Origin of the sequence: Sphingobacterium rhinopitheci, from assembly GCF_022627575.1 — a bacterium.
GTDB classification, from domain to species: domain Bacteria; phylum Bacteroidota; class Bacteroidia; order Sphingobacteriales; family Sphingobacteriaceae; genus Sphingobacterium; species Sphingobacterium rhinopitheci.
Genome location: NZ_JADEYQ010000002.1, coordinates 440,840 through 458,532 on the forward strand (window position 1 = coordinate 440,840; position 17,693 = coordinate 458,532).

Below are 17,693 nucleotides of genomic sequence, written 5' to 3' on the forward strand. Positions count from 1 at the left end.
TAAAAATACGCTACATTCAAATTTATAAATTATTAATAGAAAAAACAGTTATATCCATTTAATTTAACATAACTGTATATAACCTAAAAGAGCCCGATAATATCGAGCTCCCTTATATATAAAATACTATATTTTAACCTACTTCATTTTTACCATGCACTGCAACCGCATCTAAAAGGGTAGGATTCAAAATGGTACAAGGCTTTAATAAATCACGTAAAGGATACTTAGCGACAAGATCTTGTAGCGCCTTTAGATGCCTTTCATGATGTAAATCTGTACCTACAAAATCATACATGCCCGATTTAATCAATGTCAAAGCAGTAGATTTTACCTCAACACCATAATAGCGACTAATAGATAATAAATTAAGTTGTAATAAGCATCCAGCATCTTTGATCTGCTTGTACATATCAAAGTTCATATGGTAATAATTGTATCGCTCTGGATGTGCCAAAATAGGTTTATAGCCCATTTTTTGGATATCAAATATCGTTTGAAATAAAGCTCTAGACTCCGAAAGGTAAGACATCTCAATCAAGACATATCCACCAGGCATCACACAAAGATTATCTTTATCAATTAAACCTGCAAGGCCACCATCAATCATATGCTCTGCAGCATGATATATTTCGACTTTGCTACCCCTGTCATTCAAGGCACTTTCTAACTGCCTATGCGCATTTCCAATTGTTGATTTCGTATTGGGATGTACACCCTCCATAATATGGGGAGTACAAATAAATTTAGAAAGCCCCAATTGAGTCAATCCATTAATCAAAGTTAAAGAATCCTCAACCGACTTACTTCCATCATCGATAGCTGGTAATAAGTGGTTGTGCATATCCACTTCCAAGAAATTGAGCTTCCCCAATTCTCTTATGTTAGATTCGGACTTATCCCCAACTCCGAACAATTTTGAAAAAAAACCCATCTAATTTAAATTAATGTATAAGCATAACGTGAGAACCCTACAAATCGCTACAGTTCCAAATATTATGCCATGTTTGGTTAAGTGTTATTTCCCTTTAAAAAAATCTTTTACCTTTTGCGCTAATGTTTTCTTCTTGACCTCGCCGTATCCATAACCATAGCCATAGCCGTAACCATAACCTTTGGCAAAATCAACATCATTCATCACCACAGCCATATTTTTTAGTTTACCTTTTTCATATAATTCTTTTGGTACATTCAAGAGACGTTTGTCTAAATAATTGGCCCTAGAAACATATACTGTCATATCTGCCTGATCAGCGATCAATAAGGTATCCGTCACCAAACTGACTGGTGCTGTATCTACAATAACATAATCATAATGCGAACGACCATAATCAATAATACTATCAAAATGGCCATTCATCAATAGTTCAGCAGGATTAGGAGCAATATAACCCGAATATATAATATCAAATTGGTACGATTCGGGCTTTTTGATAATAATATTCTCGATATCCATTTCAGGATTTATCAAATACTGTGTAATTCCTATGTTGGTATGCTGCAAATAGGACAATCCTAAATAGTCCAGTACCTTAGGACTACGAATATCAGCTCCTAACAATAAGACCTTTTTTCCAGACATCGACAAAATACGTGAAAGATTAGTGGACACAAATGACTTACCTTCACCCGAAGTCGTAGAAGTAACAAATATAACCGCTGAACTTTTCTTTGCACCAAGCATAAAGGAAATATTCGTTCGCAATATTCGAAACGCCTCCGCTAGTGAACTACGGTCATTATCAAGAATAAAAGTTTGCTCACTACGTGGAATCTCTCCTAAAATAGGAGCAGAGAAATAGTCTTCAATATCCCTGCGTGAATGCACCTTATTATCCAGTAAAAATTTAAGATACAAGGCTGCAAATGGAATTATTAACCCTAATATAAAAGCGGCCAAAAGTATAATAGCTTTCCTTGGAGCTACAGGGATACTAGAGCCGTATGCATCATCTATTACCTTTAAAATCGCTGGTGTAGCAGATGCTTTAATCTCCGTTTCTTCCCGTTTTTGCAACAAAAATAAGTATAAGGACTCTACGATCTGCTGTTGCCTTGCTATACTTTTAAAATCGCGCTCTTGCCCCGGCAATTGGGACAATTTACCTTCAAATTTATTACGTTGGTTGTCAATAGCAGATACATTCGCTTGCAAAACCTGACGGTAATTTGTCAAGGAAGTCATCAAGTTTCCTTTGATATCTCTTATACTTCCTTCAATTTTCTTAACGGTAGGGTTATCAGGTGTCGCAGACTTTAGTAAATCATCACGTTCAAGTATAAGCTCATTAAATGACTTTATAGTCGCTTCGATTGAGAGATCCTTCAAACCGAGATTAGAAGGTAAAAGCACATAATCATCGGCAATAGAAGAAGTCATCATATCCGCCAACTGCAATTGCGTTTCATATTCTACTAATTTTTTCTCGTTCTCGGATGATGTTTGCATATAAAGCTGTGCTTCGGAGCTCATATCGACCAAACTATTTCTGTCTTTATACTCCGCTACTCTACTATCTGCAGAGGTAAGATCCTCTGATATCAGCTTCAATCGGCTATTGATGAAATCAGAAGTAGCACGCGTCAATCTATTTTTATCGGTAGTTACATCTTCATTATATTGTTCCACCAAAGAGTTCAAAATAAGAATAGCTTTTTCCTTATTTGCAGAATTCATCGAGAAATTGACGATAAAAGATTGTTTTTCTTTGTTTGGTGTTACGTTGACCTCCTTTAATAAATCGTCAATAATTTGATTTATTGGAGTTATTTTAACAATCAATTCACCTTCAAAACTATTATTTCCTTGCGGTGTAATTAAAATTGGTCCAAATGGTGTATTAATCTTATCTCCAAAACTATAGTTCTCTACTATAAACTTATCATTTTGTATTTTGATACTATTATTATACTTGCTAATCGTAAAGCTAAACTTGACAGAATCCAAATTATTAGAGGCCTCCTGTAGTAAGATTACACTAATAGGCGAACGTGAATTCACCAGCTCAGTTGTTTTTATATTTCCTTTAACCGAATAGCTAATATTTAATTTATTCTTCTCTATTACCTTACGAAAAATACGTCTGGACTTGATGACATCAATCTGATCTGATACAAAAGCAGGCGTAGAACCTCCTCCTGTAAGACTCGATAGCTCCGCTAGCCCGGCCAATTCACCAGAAGCTTGCTTATCATCTTGCAGGAGGATCTTAGATGATACTGCATATATTTTTTCGGCATAGCGCAAATATACAAAGGCAGCAATCAAACAAACGACAACAGAAAGGACAAACCACTTCCAATAATAAGTGTATTGTTCAAACAATTGTTGAAGATTAATCTCTTTCTCTTCGGTTTTAGTGTTTATAGAATCGTTGTTCATAAATAAATTATCGTGTCAATACAGATATTACGGATATAATAACACCAGCAATAGAAACAAAGACAGTTGTATTTTGAGTATATTTGGACGATTGGATCTTGGCACCATTGGGTTCTACATAGATCACATCATTCTGTGCTAAGTAGTAGACTGGTGAGTTTAGGGCACTACGTTGTGTTAAGTCAACGCGGTATTCTTTTTTAATACCATTTTGCTCCCGAATAACGAGTATATTTTTACGAATCCCATTGATCGTAAGATCACCTGCTATACCTAGAGCTTCCAATATAGTGATGCGATCATTGGTAATAGGATAAGTACCAGGCGTCTTTACCTCACCCAATACGGTAATTCTAAAGTTGCGTATCTCGATACTCACTCCAGGATTAACAATATATTTGCTTACTTCATTTTTTAGATACTCAACCGCTTGTGCACGGGTCTTGCCCGCTAAGGCTACTTCTCCCAACAAGGGGAAATCAATAGTTCCTTTAGTGCCGATCACATAAGTAGGAATAAATGGACTTGTGGATTGAACACCTCCTCCGACTCCTTGATAAGAAGACACTTGATTAAAAGGAAGTGTAGCTTTTACGTCATCTGCGGTAACGGATATCGCCAATATATCTCCAGGTTGCAATTTAGGGGCATTTATAGCGTACGATTCCTCTAAAGAAGCAGCATCTGGTTGAAAATAAATGATATCTTTCTTGGAAGCACAGGAAGAAAATATGGTTAACAAGAATAAAAAATAAAAGATTTTTTTCATTATCTGACTATTAAATAGCAAACTTATCATTTTAAGATGAAAATATAAGACTTTATTTAAAAATACACTATCTATAGTGATGTAATAATTCGTTTTTGAGCGATTGCTGAAATAGAATTTGCCTCATAAATAAAAAATAATTACTTAGTAATATAGATTAAACTATAGAAGAAGCCAATTGCATTTGAGTTATTTTAAAAGAAAAAAGGATTAACAATTATAACCCTCTTTTCCTTTAAAAGAATAATTACGCAGTATAAAGATAAAAGTATGATTAACGAACTGTTACAGCTAACATATTACTAATTGTACGCTTAATCCGTCCTCTATCATCATCACTCAAATTAGAGCCTGAAGGCAGACATAATCCATTATTAAACAATGACTCAGAAATACTGCCTCCATAATATGGTGAACCTGCAAAAACAGGCTGCAAATGCATTGGTTTCCACAATGGACGAGACTCAATATTATCCTCTAATAAAGCTAATCGTAAATCTTCTCTAGTAAAGCCTGCAATAATCGGATCTATCACAATTGCAGAAAGCCAATGATTAGAGAAATAATCAGTTGATGGTTCTTTTAACACAGAAACACCCTTTACATCTTTAAAAAGATCCTGATAAAAAGTAGACATAGCTCTTCTTGCGACTACACGGTCATTTAACACTTCCATCTGACCACGGCCAATACCTGCACATATATTAGACATCCTATAATTATAACCTATATTCGAATGTTCATAATGAGCTGCCTGATCACGAGCTTGGGTAGATAAGAAAACGGTATTTTCCTTATCTCCTTGATTTACACAAACTAAGGCGCCGCCACCTGATGTCGTAATGATCTTATTGCCATTAAAGCTCAATACCCCAAAACGACCAAAAGTACCACAAGCCTTGCCCTTATAAGTAGAACCTAAAGCTTCGGCAGCGTCTTCAATAACAGGAATATCATACGCATCAGCAACCGCTAAAATCTGATCCATCTTAGCAGGCATACCATATAGGTGAACCACAATAATAGCTTTTGGCTTCTTTCCGTTTACCAATCGATCCTCAATAGCCAACCGCAAAGAAACAGGGCACATATTCCATGTTTCTAATTCGGAATCTACAAAAATAGGGGTTGCCCCTTGGTATGCAATAGGATTTGCCGAAGCAGAAAATGTCATGGATTGACATATTACTTCATCGCCGTAGCCTACAGCACATTGTATCAAGGCGAGGTGCAAAGCAGCAGTACCTGATGATAATGCAGCCACATAAACATCACTGTCCAAATAATCTTGCAAATCTTCTTCAAAACCATTTACATTAGGTCCTAAAGGGGCTACCCAATTCTTCGCAAAAGCTTCGTGAATATATTTAATCTCATTACCTCCCATATGTGGTGAGGACAACCATATTTTTTCTAACATGTTAAAATCTATTATTTATTTAAAAATTTAATAATACGTCCTGGATTACCCACGACAGTAGCACCATCAGGTACATCTCTAATGATTACAGCACCTGCACCAATAGTACACCACTTTCCAATTTTGATACCCTGTATTATTATTGCACCAATACCTATGTGGCTTCCCTCCCCCACAGATATGCTACCTGCTAAACTCGCATTAGGTGAAATATGAACATAATCACCAATTTTACAATCATGATCAACCGTAGCATTTGTATTAATAATACAATGTTTGCCAATATGCGCATCGACATTAATCGTTACTCCAGCCATAAGCACCGTACCTTCCAGAATTTTTGTATATGGAGATATTATTGCTGATGGATGTATTAATGTAATGAACTCAACAGTAGGCAACTTGTCTTCAACGCTATTTATACGTAACCTATTATTCCCTATAGCAACAATAAACCTATCAGTTTCTACTATATTTAAATTTTCAAAACTATTATAAATAGGATAAATATCTAATAATTTATGATTAAAATTGTTTTCATCAATAGCACCACTTATTATAACATTAGATTGCTCCGCGATATCTGCTACCACCTTAGCATGACCGCCAGCACCATATAAAAATGTTCTAAATGTATCCACCATAATTAATTATCATTTCCTATAAAAGGGCTAATTGTGACATGTCCATCCTGCGAGATACCCTCCCTCACAAACACCTTTTTGACCGTTAAGAGGAGTATTTTCAGATCCAAGACAAAAGAAATATTATCAACATACCATACATCATACGTAAACTTTTGTTGCCAAGAGATAGCATTACGTCCATTTACTTGTGCCCATCCAGTGATCCCTGGACGAACCAAATGTCTTTTTCGTTGCTCCTGATTATACAAAGGTAAATATTGAGGCAGTAGCGGTCGGGGACCAATTAAAGACATCTCTCCTTTAAGAACATTGATCAACTGCGGAATTTCATCCAACGATGTTTTACGTACAATAGCACCGATTAGCGTTAATCTATCAGCATCTGGCAACAGTTTACCATCAGCATCTTTTTTGTCGTTCATTGTTTTAAATTTAACGATTTTAAAAATTCGCTCATGTAGTCCTGGTCTTAATTGAAAGAAAAATGGTTTACCATTATTCACTATAAATAAACCTATTGTAACTAAAATAAGAAGGGGACTTAAAAACAGCAAGCCAAAAAATGCAAATACGAAATCTATTATTCTTTTAAAAAACTTAGGATACATAAGTGTCAACTTTTAAGGTATTAACCAACGAATTATACTCATTCAAAACAGCATTCCATACTAAATCCTGTTCATATCTATTTTTAATCATAGCGCGTGCATTTGCCCTAGTTTGGTCATAAAAATCTTTATCTTCCATCATCTTCAACATAGAAATCCGTATGGCATCAGCATCCTTCACCGGAATAATAGTACCATTGACACCTTCCACAATTATTTCATTACATCCACTGATATTGGAAACAATACTAGGCAGTTCCATTGCTCCCGCTTGGATCACCACATTAGGAAAGCCTTCCCGATAGCTCGGAAATACTAAAGAATGTGCAATCGCCATATATGGACGAATATCAGGCTGAAAACCTACAGAAATTATATTGGGATTATGCTTCATTTCATGTATTGTAATTGGACTTAGGGGATCTAATTCTGATTCCAGTGGACCTACTAAAAGTAATTTAACAGCACAATTAGTAAGTTTATTAAATGCCTCAATGAGCTCATTAATACCTTTATCACGCACCAATCGTCCTGCAAAAATAAAAACAAAATCTTCCGGCAAAATCCCTAAGCTCACTTTCAACTGATCGCAGGTTTCTTGATTTATTCTTTGACGATCAAAATACAGTAGATCTATGCCATTAATATTGCCATTAGCTAACACTTTTAAAGGCTTTTTAGTAATATTGTACGCTAACAAATCATTCTTGACCCCATTTCCTTCAGGATATATATTCGTCGCTGCCCAACAAAGAAGTTGGTCCATTTTTATTAACAACTTATGCATCATTCCTTTTTTTGAAGGAAATATTAACCCCGTAAAAGTATGAATACGAATCGGTACGCCAGCCATTTTGCCGGCCAACATACACAAAAGACCTGCTTTAGGCGTTATTGAATGTATTATTAAAGGTTTTTCTTTTTTCAATACCCAATACAATCGAAATAAAGAAATAATATCCTTTAGGGGGCTAATCCCCCTTTCCATTTCTACAGCTATAGTACGTATCTTTTCTCTATTTTGTACCATCTCTAAGTCGGCACCCGAAGAGGATAAACCGATAACCTCATAAAAAGAAGACAAATACTTTAATTGCCCTTTTAACAAAATATTAAGCGATTGCGATACCGTCGCAGTTCTAATTACTTTCATAGCTATATATGTCAATTAATCTCTCAATCATAGAATGTAATGAGAATACTTTTGCCCGTTGTAGGCCTTTACATCAGTACTGACACATACTACCTTTTGAGCCAAAGTACCTGATAAACGATCAATATTCTTTAAAAGAAATCTTTTAAGACCTGTACATGTTTCATATATGATGCCATGGCGAAAATAAACCCTTTGCTGAAGACCACAGAGAAAGCCCGTTATCATTGCTACCATACCTCCTTTTGGCGTATGTCCAACAATAATATCAATATCATTTTTTTTAATAAACTTAATAATATTAAAAATTGCAATTATATCCTTTATTGGAGAGATATTTCGAGTAACCTCCACATCAAACTTTTTATAACCATAGACATCCGACAATTGCGAAAACTCCGCAGATGGTGTACAGCCTAAATAATATACATTACCGTATTTTTTTAAATAATTAAATTGATTACCAAAAAAATGATTTATCACAAAAGAAACTGTAACAATATGTAAAACATTTTTACTTTCCATAATTAATAGTGCCCCAAACTTAACTTACTAACAACCTAAAACTATGATTTTAGCTTGCATAAACTTCCTTATAAAGGTCTATATGCTTTATAATCATATTATTAATACCATATTGATTCGCCCGAATCCTTGATTTTTTTAACACCATATTTTTATAATCAGAATCAGAATCAAGCTTAAGTATTTCCTCTGAAAGTTGCGTATAATTTTCAAATTCAAAAAGAACTCCCGCATCTTTTACGACCTCTGCTAAACCTGGTACATCAGAGGCTAAAAAAGGTTTTCCTGAGCCCAATCCTTCTATAGAAGATAAGGAAAGGCCTTCATATTTAGATGATAGAACAATATAATCTACTGTTTTCATTATTTCAGGAACATCTATTCTTTGACCTAAAAAACAAACACGGTCTGCTAAATTCAAATCTTTCACCAATTGTTTGCAAAACTCCCTACGTATACCATCTCCAATTAATAATAACTTAAAATTACTAGGTAATAATTGTAATGCTTTAATTAACGTATCTTGATCTTTTTGCGGTCGAAATGCAGAAATCTGAACAATAATTTTATCCTCTTCATTAAAGATTGGTGAAATGTCAGATTTTTGATAAGGAACTGCTAAATCAATTTTATTTAAATCTACACCATTATAAATAATTGGATAATATGATTTAGGAAAATGATAAGCTTTCCTAAAAATATCCCTAATCTGATCTGAGATACAAATTTGTTTTTTATAAGTTCTATAGAAAAATTTATCTATAATTCTAAAAAATTTATTCTCAATTCTTTTATTTGTCGTATTATGCTCTGTAAAAATTAATTTTGTTTTATTAAAGTTTAGCAAATTAGCTAATGGGACAAAATATTGTACCGGAAACAAATGCACATGTCCTAAATCATACTCTTTAAGAATCTTTTTAATTTTGATAATATTCCATGGCTTATATATATCCCTAGAATTATTAGATTCATTTAATATATATATGTTGCAGCAATTTAACTCCTTTAATACATTAATAAATTGATGATTATTATTCCATAAAACCAAAATATCTACTTCAATACCTTCCTTACGATATAAAGGAATAGTATCTAATAATAACTTCTCAGCGCCACCTGTATCCAAAGAATTTATAATTTGTAGTATTTTCATTTCTATAGTTTTTGTAAGTTTTCTAGCCAAAGATTAGCTATTTTTTTTCCTTTAAAGATCTCTCTGTTTCGCAAAGCTTTATCTGAAAGTTCCTTTCTGATGTTTTCTGAAGATATAAGTCTATAAAGGCCTTCTGCGTAAGCTGCTAGATCATTGTCCTTAACCAGTAGTCCAGAGCCCCCAGCAAATATCTCTGAAGGGCCAGCATAAATATCAAAAGAAATCGCTGGCAGCCCAAAAGATTGCGCTTCTATAAGAACCATCGGCAGTCCCTCATAATAGGAGGTCATACAATACAATGCTGCATCTTTATAATGATCCATTACATTAGAGGAGCCATCTACCAATTGTACTGATGTACACTTTAAAGTATTTATTAAATTTTGCAGATCAGCTTTTAGTTCCCCGTAACCGACAATCGATAATTCCCAACCTTCTATTTTATATTTATTTTCTACGATACTCCATATACGAATCAGGCGATCAAAGCCTTTTACGGGCACATATCTTCCTACACTTATCACTTTTTTCGAAGCTATATTATAGCTACTATTTACCTCCTCAAAGGGCGAGATATTATAGATATAGGTAATGGCTTTTTTGACATGCAAATGCTCTTTCCACGTGATGACATCACGTGCTGTCAAGGTTACGATTAAATCAGCACACTGAGCGGCGAGACGCCTCAGAAAACTTCGTAATATCTTGCCGTTATTATTTTTAAAATTAAAATGCTCCCAAACAATATATTTAGGGCGTTTATAAAGGGTAAAAATAGGCAAAAAAGTAAATAACATTCCCATTGTTTCTACTGTAACAAAATGGGAAATCTTATGTCTTGAAATCTCGTGCCTTATCCTTTTAAATAAAGAAAAAAACTGCCTCTTATAATTGTTAATCCCTAAATCTATAATTGTGATATTAGCATCAATAGGGAAAGCATTATCTGCCTTATTAAAACTAAAAACCATTAAGAATACTTGATAACTATTGTTTGCTGCAAAACTATTCAACAATGAAACAGTCGCGCGCTCAACACCACCTCTATTTTTAATACTCGGCAAAAAAAATAATATGTTCATTTACCTTAATTAATTAAAGAATATAAATAGTGGTGAAGACATAAAAAAATCATCACCCAAAAATAAAACCCCATATCGTATACTTCTTAATGTAACGACTAATAAGAATAAACAGAGGACAAGCAATAGTACTCTATTCCGAAAAATATTATTGAAATGATAGATACTTATTAACTTCAGAAAGATTACAACATTAATAATTACAGCTAAATTTACATACCTTGAAAATGAAGGGAAAAAATTTACTACTGAAATTATTGATGCAAAGAAAAGAAAGAATGAAATAAATTGTTTATCAACCTTTGATAAGGTAGTAGATATTTTTTTATTATAGAAATAGATAACAATATAACTTAAGAAAAAATATACTTTTAAAGAAATAACTGAAAATTTTGCCAAAATGGATAAATCTTCATTAGTACTATTAAATTCAGTTATTGCATCAACACTTGTATAAGTCACCATCTTTTCTGCTAGAAAAGGAGGGAAATAATTTACTATAGTAGAAACAAAATCAAGAATAAAAAACTCTAATAAAAATGAAACGACAAATAACAGAAAAAAAATAAATTGAAATTTTATTATTAATTTATCAAATAAAAGGTAGAGTCCTAATATAAATATTGGTAGAAGAAATGAAAAATGAATTAAAGGTAAAAGTAATAACAGAAATAAAGATTTCTTTTTTTCAAATAAAAAATAGCTAAATATTATGTATAAAAACAACTGCGAAGCAGTACCAAATCTAGCACCATTAATAGCCCAAGGGCCATAAATACATAAAAAAGAAAGGAAAAAAATAACAGAAAAAATATTATACTTAGTAAAATAGTTCGAAATAAGATAAATATTCCTACTATAAATAATTCCAAATACAAAACCTAAAAACGCAAAATAAATCTGATAATCATTAGTAAATCTTGAAATAAAAAAGGCTGCAGAGGATTCATAATAATCCTGAACATATATACTATTTATCTTACTAAATAAAAATGAAAAATAATCCTCTTGAACTAGATACACTTCTAAAAAATAATCCCTATATCTAGAAGAATCATATACTATATCTTCGACATACATTGTATAGCCAAAATATGTACATAGAATTATAACAACAATTTGAAACCATTTTCTATTAGCATATCTTAAACTAAATAAAAAACCTAAAATCGGTTGAATTAAAGTGAATATAATACCAACAATTTTATCAAAAAGAAATTGTTTATTTTTTTGTTTTACCGCACTCATCTTATTTTAAAATTACATACTGTCCGTAAAAGATAAAAATAAAGCACAGGACTAATCGTCGATAACTTCAAAAAGCTGGTAAATAAGTACTGTATATTAGTCTTTTTCAGAAATTCTTTATATAAATCCTTTAAACTACTAACATTTGTATTATTATCCATCACACTATAGGAGAAATACGATTTCACCATATATTCAATTCTTGACTGAAAGAATATGCCTTTCTTTAGTTTATTGATATCATAAAAATAAATAATATTCTCAGCTACACAGAGGTGAATTTTAGCATTCTCAAAAGTATATGCTGTAGACATGGCGGAATTTTCACGCACAAAATAATTATACCCCACTACAGGCCATGTTTTAATCGCCTTGGCACAGCCATAACATTTAATCACAAACTCTAGGTCTTCAGCATATTTAACCCCTTCTGTAAAGCTAATATTATTATTTCTGACAACATCAGTTTTTATAAAATGTACCCAGAGGGTTAATGTATGAAAAGAGGACTTAATTATAAAATCATCCGCAGATAAAAACAATTGGTCTTTAAGTGGGGCTTTCACAATACTAGTACCATCCAATTGAATAGTATTAAATCCAAATTGTATAATATCACATTGCTCATCTGCATTAAAGATATCAAACAACCCTTCATTGATGCTATCATCAGCATCAACAAAATAAAGCCATTCCCCTTTCGCTACATTGATACCACAATTGCGGGCAGAGCTAACACCCCCATTTTGTTTATTTATAACCTTGACCCTTGCATCTTCCTGCTGGTATCTAAGACAGATCTCCAATGAATCATCGACGCTACCATCATTAACCAAAACAAGCTCAAAGTCACGGAATGATTGCATTAGAATACTATCTATGCAAGCCTCCAAGTATTTGGCCGCATTATAAACGGGTACAATAACGGATAATTTCATTATTTAACTATAGTATTAAGGAAATCTAGCGCCTTAGATTTCAAATCCCCCAACAGAGAATTAACCTTTTCAAAATCTATTTTTTTATTAAACAGCTCGTCTGAAATCTCTGTATTGCTGGTAATCAACCTATCTTCTAATTGGAGCTTCGCTAGCAACGACTGGAAACGAGAAGCTCCCCTTTGTTCATTTACAATAGCAAAAAATGGTTTATTAAAGATAATGGAGAATACTGTACCGTGGAAAGAATCCGTAATTATAAAATCAGCATCTCTAAATCCCCTCAACCAACCTTCAATTTCGGGGTATATAAAATCTTCAAGCACAAATTCTTTATCCTTGTTTCCTTCTAAGCTAAATTTGGCTTGGTTTGTTGTATGTTCAAAATTATAGTTAACAACAATATCATTAATTAATTTGTCTTTTCCTGCAGATTGATCTAAAACATACGTGAATAAGTGTTTTTTGCTATAATCAATTTTTTCAAATTGGGAACAAAGGGCTTCATACACCTCTTTGGGAACTAACAATGTAGGATCTATAACGGCACATGCTTCCTTATCCAAGAAATCAGCACATAATAGCACCCCTGAATCCTCACGTACAGAAACAGCTTCAAATTTTTGTATTAGCTCTTTACATCTTGCTGTTTGCTCATCTGTAAACATCCATTTGTCGGCGCCAAAAGATGCTGCATAGGCATATTTCTTAATCTTAGAATTATCTGCTAAGAAGTCGAAGAATTCATTGTATATATTATTAACATATTGCGGCCTCCATACTTGGTCACTACCAACTATAATTGCATCATAATTGTTCTCACATATATTTCTAAGGGATTCGTTCGTGGAATTGACAGCATCTATATACTGAATATTCTTGTCAATAAATGCTTTGGTATGTTTGTATATTTCAGCTTTTTGACTATTGAAAATAAGTTTATTTTGATGATGATTAAATAACAACTGCTTGATTTTTCCAATTAAGATTTTCAAATCGCTTGGTTTTCTAATGCGATTAATTGTAGTCACTTCACAACCCAATGTTTTTAAAACATATTGTAAAGCAAAATTCTGTAAAATTCCCCCATAATTAAATATTAAAGGCTGTGTAAGTATTGCTATTTTTTTTGACATATTAATTTTTTACTATAAAATTTTCGACAGTAGGCCTTCTTTCTGACAAAGTGGTTCTAAAACCTTCTTTTAATTCGCCGATAGGTATCATACATATTATTTTTTCTGATGAAGGCAAGTCAATAACCATAGATAAGGTCTTTTCATCGGATATCAATTTCCCCCAATTGGCAGGACAGTTACCTATTTTATAGAAATGTAATGCATACAAGAGATTCATCAAATAAATACCTCCATCTACATAAAATTGATTTCTTTCGCCTACAGTATAGTAATAATTTCTATCATTCGTCAAAATTAATAATTGACTTACATCTTTTGTATACCCCGTAAACCCACCTTGGATCTTTAGAATACGATCTATTTTAGCCTTATCCTCAATTAAATAAACATTATTTGATTGACGATTACATACTGAAGGAGCTGTATTTGCAAGTTTAATAACTTTATTTAATAGCTCATGTGAAATCCTTTGACCCGTGAATTCTCTTACACTTTTACGAGAATGAGCAAAGTCATAGAAATTAGAATTTATATTTTTATAATACTTCTCTTTTTTCCAATCTATAATACCATTAAATTTCGAATCATAGTGATCTTTTAAAAGATTTTTATATTTTTTATATTGCTCTAATGAATAAATATGTTCAATATTAAAATTTGCTTCCTGATGCAGTTCATAGTATTGACACATCACCTGATAGCCTACTTTAATTTGACTTCTATTTATGTTTTCCATGATTTCGGGATCATTCAATATCTTATGAAGATTTTTAATTCTTACTGCAGCAAATCCCGCTTTCATTTCTTTAAATAGCATCCCTTTTTCAAGCGAATGATAATTTAAGATTAAATCAGCCTCTTTATTTTTTAAATTCTTAGTCGTAAATGTTAATGAGTACTTACGATATAAAAGAAAATCTTCAAACGTATTTGTTAAAAGAAGTATATTTTTCACAAAATTAGAAGATAAGATCGGGATATAAATTGGTCTTAAAATTTTCTTAATACTTTCCATTAAATTTGTGTTTTATAAATGCTACTAAAAATTCTCTTTCTTTATTATTAAATCCTAACAATAAATACACTATACTTAGAGTCCCGATTATTAAGGAAGAATCAATAATAAAGGCAATAAAATTAGTATTTTTTGTTATGTACTCCGCATGTATAAAATAAAAGAAACAAGCGAAAGTAGATATTAATATTATTCTAAATAAAACAAGTATACAATATTTTTTTACATCAAAATTCAATATTTCTTTTAGAAAAAATAGGCGAAAAATTAATGATAAAACTGATATTACAATACTTACGATAAAAGTCATAGGTGCGGCTAAGCCTATTTTTAGCAGTACATAGCTGGTCGGCAAATTTAGAAATATTAAAGTACCGATTGTAATTTGGTACCATTTTATTCTGCCTGTCGCCTGTGCTGCTGTCATCAATGGTCCAGACAAGCTTTCTATTAAAACACCGATTAATGCTAACTGTACAAATACTATAGTATCATCAGGTACATCCTTTAGCCACAGCGTCAGTATATAGTCGGTATTCAATAATATTGGCATTGCCAACAACAGCATAAGCATAAATGATATTTTTGAAGCTTGAAAGATCAGGCTTTGCATCTGCTGTAAGTTACCTTGCGAATAGTTTTTAATAATCTGTGGATTGAAGGCCATTTGCAGGTTGACGACAAACATATTAATGGCACTAGATACCTGATTGGTGATGGCATAGGCAGCATTAATAACCGTTCCAAAGAATAGATTGAGGACAAGATTCACGCCCTGTCCCTTTGCAACCCCCGCTATATTGCCAAATAAATTCCAGCCGGAATAACTAATCAGTTCTTTATAGAAATCTCCATCTTTGGGGATCATAAATCTGCTTTCAGAAAAACTTCGCTTGCAATAGATTTGGTAAAACAAAGCTATTAGTAGGGTAACGATAAATAATAGAAAAGAATAGGTAATTAGTTTATCTGTACTAAAGTAAACTAATAAAAATACCACTGCCAATTTCAATATTGCTTCTACAATACTGAGGTAAGCATATATATTCATGCGCTCCTTAGCAATTATTAGTGCATTGAATGGCACTTGTATCACGCCGACTAATAGGGTAAATATTGAGACCTGAAATACGACATTGGCAGCATATATTCTATCCAATGGCAAGACCATCTTATAGTTTATATACCAAAGACCAATTGTCTCGGCCAACAGAACGATTAATACAGCTATACCGCCGTGAATTATTAAACTTGTGTTGAATGTTTTGCGCAGGTTTATGGGGTCATTTTTTCCTATATCGAAGGCGAGATAGCGCTGTGTAGCAGAAGACATGGCAGCATTCATAAAGCCCATCATCGCTACAATACCTGCTACGAGATTATAGACACCAAAGTCAGAAACCCCCAATTGCTCTAGTACAATACGGGAGGTATAAAGAGTGATCCCCATTATAAGAAACATCCTTATATAGAGAAACATTGTATTTTTAAAGATCGCTTTATTTGAAGACATCAAAACACCCTTACCCAACTATTATTTTTAACATAAGAAGATTATATTTTTAGCGTAAATCTTTAATTCACTCAAATTTATCTAGTGAAAACACTTCACATTCAATCCAAAGATTGCCCTATTAAAGTTAAATCTTTATAATAATGAACTATAAACGCCAAAAATAGTCAATTAATATAGTTGGCGAAATAATTAACTAGGTATTTTTAAATATTATCTATTATTTAGCTATTTTAATTAAGTATTCACCATATCCAGACTTCCGCAAAGGTTCAGCTATTTGGAGGAGTTGTTCTTTATTGATGTACCCCATTCTATAAGCTACTTCTTCGACAGCGCCGATTTTCATGCCTTGACGCTCTTCTATGACTTGCACAAATTGACCTGCCTGCATGAGGGATTGTATGGTTCCAGTATCTAACCAAGCGGTACCACGGTCAAATACCCCTACTTTGAGTTTGCCGCGGCGTAGGTATTCGGCATTGATATCCGTGATCTCCAATTCACCACGTGCTGAAGGTTTTATATTTTTAGCGATTTCAACGACATCGTTATCATAGAAATATAAGCCAGGTACAGCATAATTAGATTTTGGGGACTTTGGTTTTTCTTCGATAGAAACGACTTCATTATTAGCGTTAAACTCAACTACTCCATAACGCTCGGGATCCGAAACAGGATACGCAAATACAACACCACCATCAGGATCAGATGAATCCTGTAATAACTTGGACATCCCCGAGGCATAAAAAATATTATCTCCTAAAATAAGGGCTACCTTATCGTTACCTATAAAATCAGCACCCAATATAAAGGCCTGTGCCAATCCATCAGGGCTTGGTTGTTCAATGTATTCAAACTTACAGCCCAATTGCGTACCATCACCCAATAATTTCTTAAAATTTGGCAAATCTTGCGGTGTTGATATAATTAGTATCTCATTGATCCCCGCCAACATCAATGTTGACAGTGGGTAATAAATCATGGGTTTATCATATACAGGCATCAATTGCTTACTAACCGCTAGCGTGAGCGGGTGAAGCCTTGTCCCTGAACCGCCTGCCAAAATAATTCCTTTCATATTAATTATTAATAATT

At 33.1% G+C, this 17,693-nt stretch carries 16 protein-coding genes; all 16 read right to left on the reverse strand.

Features of this window, described 5'->3' with window-relative positions; translation table 11 throughout:
* Nucleotides 1-133 precede the first annotated feature (133 nt).
* Nucleotides 134-934 carry a tyrosine-protein phosphatase gene (locus IP023_RS04565; RefSeq protein ID WP_241789069.1) on the reverse strand — a complete coding sequence of 267 codons (801 nt, stop codon included), beginning with the start codon at nucleotides 932-934 and terminating at the stop codon, nucleotides 134-136.
* An 84-nt stretch (nucleotides 935-1,018) separates the two neighbouring features.
* Nucleotides 1,019-3,382: a GumC family protein gene (locus IP023_RS04570; protein ID WP_241789070.1), complete on the reverse strand. Its 2,364-nt coding sequence runs from the start codon at nucleotides 3,380-3,382 to the stop codon at nucleotides 1,019-1,021.
* A gap of 7 nt (nucleotides 3,383-3,389) precedes the next feature.
* Nucleotides 3,390-4,151 (reverse strand): polysaccharide biosynthesis/export family protein, encoded by a 762-nt coding sequence (locus IP023_RS04575; RefSeq protein ID WP_241789071.1) that lies wholly within the window; start codon nucleotides 4,149-4,151, stop codon nucleotides 3,390-3,392.
* 274 nt (nucleotides 4,152-4,425) lie between these two features.
* On the reverse strand, nucleotides 4,426-5,571 hold the full coding sequence (locus IP023_RS04580) for a DegT/DnrJ/EryC1/StrS family aminotransferase (RefSeq protein ID WP_241789072.1): 1,146 nt from the start codon (nucleotides 5,569-5,571) through the stop codon (nucleotides 4,426-4,428).
* Between the two features lie 11 nt (nucleotides 5,572-5,582).
* Nucleotides 5,583-6,215 carry an acetyltransferase gene (locus IP023_RS04585; protein ID WP_241789073.1) on the reverse strand — a complete coding sequence of 211 codons (633 nt, stop codon included), beginning with the start codon at nucleotides 6,213-6,215 and terminating at the stop codon, nucleotides 5,583-5,585.
* Between the two features lie 2 nt (nucleotides 6,216-6,217).
* Nucleotides 6,218-6,826, reverse strand: coding sequence for a sugar transferase (locus IP023_RS04590; protein WP_241789074.1), 609 nt, complete (start codon nucleotides 6,824-6,826; stop codon nucleotides 6,218-6,220).
* A complete protein-coding gene (locus IP023_RS04595; protein ID WP_241789075.1) occupies nucleotides 6,816-7,979 on the reverse strand; it encodes a glycosyltransferase family 4 protein in 1,164 nt (387 codons plus the stop codon). The genes IP023_RS04590 and IP023_RS04595 overlap by 11 nt, the downstream gene beginning before the upstream one ends.
* A 27-nt stretch (nucleotides 7,980-8,006) precedes the next feature.
* The gene (locus IP023_RS04600; RefSeq protein WP_241789076.1) at nucleotides 8,007-8,504 is read right to left on the reverse strand and encodes a glycosyltransferase; all 498 of its coding nucleotides are present in this window, start codon (nucleotides 8,502-8,504) and stop codon (nucleotides 8,007-8,009) included.
* A gap of 49 nt (nucleotides 8,505-8,553) precedes the next feature.
* Complete coding sequence (locus IP023_RS04605) at nucleotides 8,554-9,660, reverse strand: glycosyltransferase (RefSeq protein ID WP_241789077.1); 1,107 nt, start codon at nucleotides 9,658-9,660, stop codon at nucleotides 8,554-8,556.
* A gap of 2 nt (nucleotides 9,661-9,662) precedes the next feature.
* Nucleotides 9,663-10,742, reverse strand: a complete 1,080-nt coding sequence (locus IP023_RS04610) for a glycosyltransferase family 4 protein (RefSeq protein ID WP_241789078.1) — start codon at nucleotides 10,740-10,742, stop codon at nucleotides 9,663-9,665.
* A 9-nt stretch (nucleotides 10,743-10,751) separates the two neighbouring features.
* Nucleotides 10,752-11,990 (reverse strand): hypothetical protein, encoded by a 1,239-nt coding sequence (locus IP023_RS04615; protein WP_241789079.1) that lies wholly within the window; start codon nucleotides 11,988-11,990, stop codon nucleotides 10,752-10,754.
* A complete protein-coding gene (locus IP023_RS04620) occupies nucleotides 11,987-12,928 on the reverse strand; it encodes a glycosyltransferase family 2 protein (protein ID WP_241789080.1) in 942 nt (313 codons plus the stop codon). Before IP023_RS04620 ends, IP023_RS04615 begins: the two co-directional genes overlap by 4 nt.
* Nucleotides 12,928-14,064, reverse strand: a complete 1,137-nt coding sequence (locus IP023_RS04625; protein ID WP_241789081.1) for a polysaccharide pyruvyl transferase family protein — start codon at nucleotides 14,062-14,064, stop codon at nucleotides 12,928-12,930. The genes IP023_RS04620 and IP023_RS04625 overlap by 1 nt, the downstream gene beginning before the upstream one ends.
* A gap of 1 nt (nucleotide 14,065) precedes the next feature.
* Nucleotides 14,066-15,082 carry a nitroreductase family protein gene (locus tag IP023_RS04630; protein WP_241789082.1) on the reverse strand — a complete coding sequence of 339 codons (1,017 nt, stop codon included), beginning with the start codon at nucleotides 15,080-15,082 and terminating at the stop codon, nucleotides 14,066-14,068.
* Complete coding sequence (locus tag IP023_RS04635) at nucleotides 15,069-16,562, reverse strand: MATE family efflux transporter (protein WP_241789083.1); 1,494 nt, start codon at nucleotides 16,560-16,562, stop codon at nucleotides 15,069-15,071. Before IP023_RS04635 ends, IP023_RS04630 begins: the two co-directional genes overlap by 14 nt.
* Nucleotides 16,563-16,815: 253 nt before the next feature.
* Nucleotides 16,816-17,676 carry a glucose-1-phosphate thymidylyltransferase RfbA gene (gene rfbA / locus IP023_RS04640; RefSeq protein ID WP_241789084.1) on the reverse strand — a complete coding sequence of 287 codons (861 nt, stop codon included), beginning with the start codon at nucleotides 17,674-17,676 and terminating at the stop codon, nucleotides 16,816-16,818.
* Between the last annotated feature and the right edge of the window lie 17 nt (nucleotides 17,677-17,693).

Excerpts from the sequence above, each read along its gene's own strand:
- IP023_RS04565 (WP_241789069.1), bottom strand. The coding sequence starts at position 934 with ATGGGTTTTTTTTCAAAATTGTTCGGAGTTGGGGATAAGTCCGAATCT.
- IP023_RS04570 (WP_241789070.1), bottom strand. The coding sequence starts at position 3,382 with ATGAACAACGATTCTATAAACACTAAAACCGAAGAGAAAGAGATTAAT.
- IP023_RS04575 (WP_241789071.1), bottom strand. The coding sequence starts at position 4,151 with ATGAAAAAAATCTTTTATTTTTTATTCTTGTTAACCATATTTTCTTCC.
- IP023_RS04580 (WP_241789072.1), bottom strand. The coding sequence starts at position 5,571 with ATGTTAGAAAAAATATGGTTGTCCTCACCACATATGGGAGGTAATGAG.
- IP023_RS04585 (WP_241789073.1), bottom strand. The coding sequence starts at position 6,215 with ATGGTGGATACATTTAGAACATTTTTATATGGTGCTGGCGGTCATGCT.
- IP023_RS04590 (WP_241789074.1), bottom strand. The coding sequence starts at position 6,826 with ATGTATCCTAAGTTTTTTAAAAGAATAATAGATTTCGTATTTGCATTT.
- IP023_RS04595 (WP_241789075.1), bottom strand. The coding sequence starts at position 7,979 with ATGAAAGTAATTAGAACTGCGACGGTATCGCAATCGCTTAATATTTTG.
- IP023_RS04600 (WP_241789076.1), bottom strand. The coding sequence starts at position 8,504 with ATGGAAAGTAAAAATGTTTTACATATTGTTACAGTTTCTTTTGTGATA.
- IP023_RS04605 (WP_241789077.1), bottom strand. The coding sequence starts at position 9,660 with ATGAAAATACTACAAATTATAAATTCTTTGGATACAGGTGGCGCTGAG.
- IP023_RS04610 (WP_241789078.1), bottom strand. The coding sequence starts at position 10,742 with ATGAACATATTATTTTTTTTGCCGAGTATTAAAAATAGAGGTGGTGTT.
- IP023_RS04615 (WP_241789079.1), bottom strand. The coding sequence starts at position 11,990 with ATGAGTGCGGTAAAACAAAAAAATAAACAATTTCTTTTTGATAAAATT.
- IP023_RS04620 (WP_241789080.1), bottom strand. The coding sequence starts at position 12,928 with ATGAAATTATCCGTTATTGTACCCGTTTATAATGCGGCCAAATACTTG.
- IP023_RS04625 (WP_241789081.1), bottom strand. The coding sequence starts at position 14,064 with ATGTCAAAAAAAATAGCAATACTTACACAGCCTTTAATATTTAATTAT.
- IP023_RS04630 (WP_241789082.1), bottom strand. The coding sequence starts at position 15,082 with ATGGAAAGTATTAAGAAAATTTTAAGACCAATTTATATCCCGATCTTA.
- IP023_RS04635 (WP_241789083.1), bottom strand. The coding sequence starts at position 16,562 with ATGTTTCTCTATATAAGGATGTTTCTTATAATGGGGATCACTCTTTAT.
- rfbA (WP_241789084.1), bottom strand. The coding sequence starts at position 17,676 with ATGAAAGGAATTATTTTGGCAGGCGGTTCAGGGACAAGGCTTCACCCG.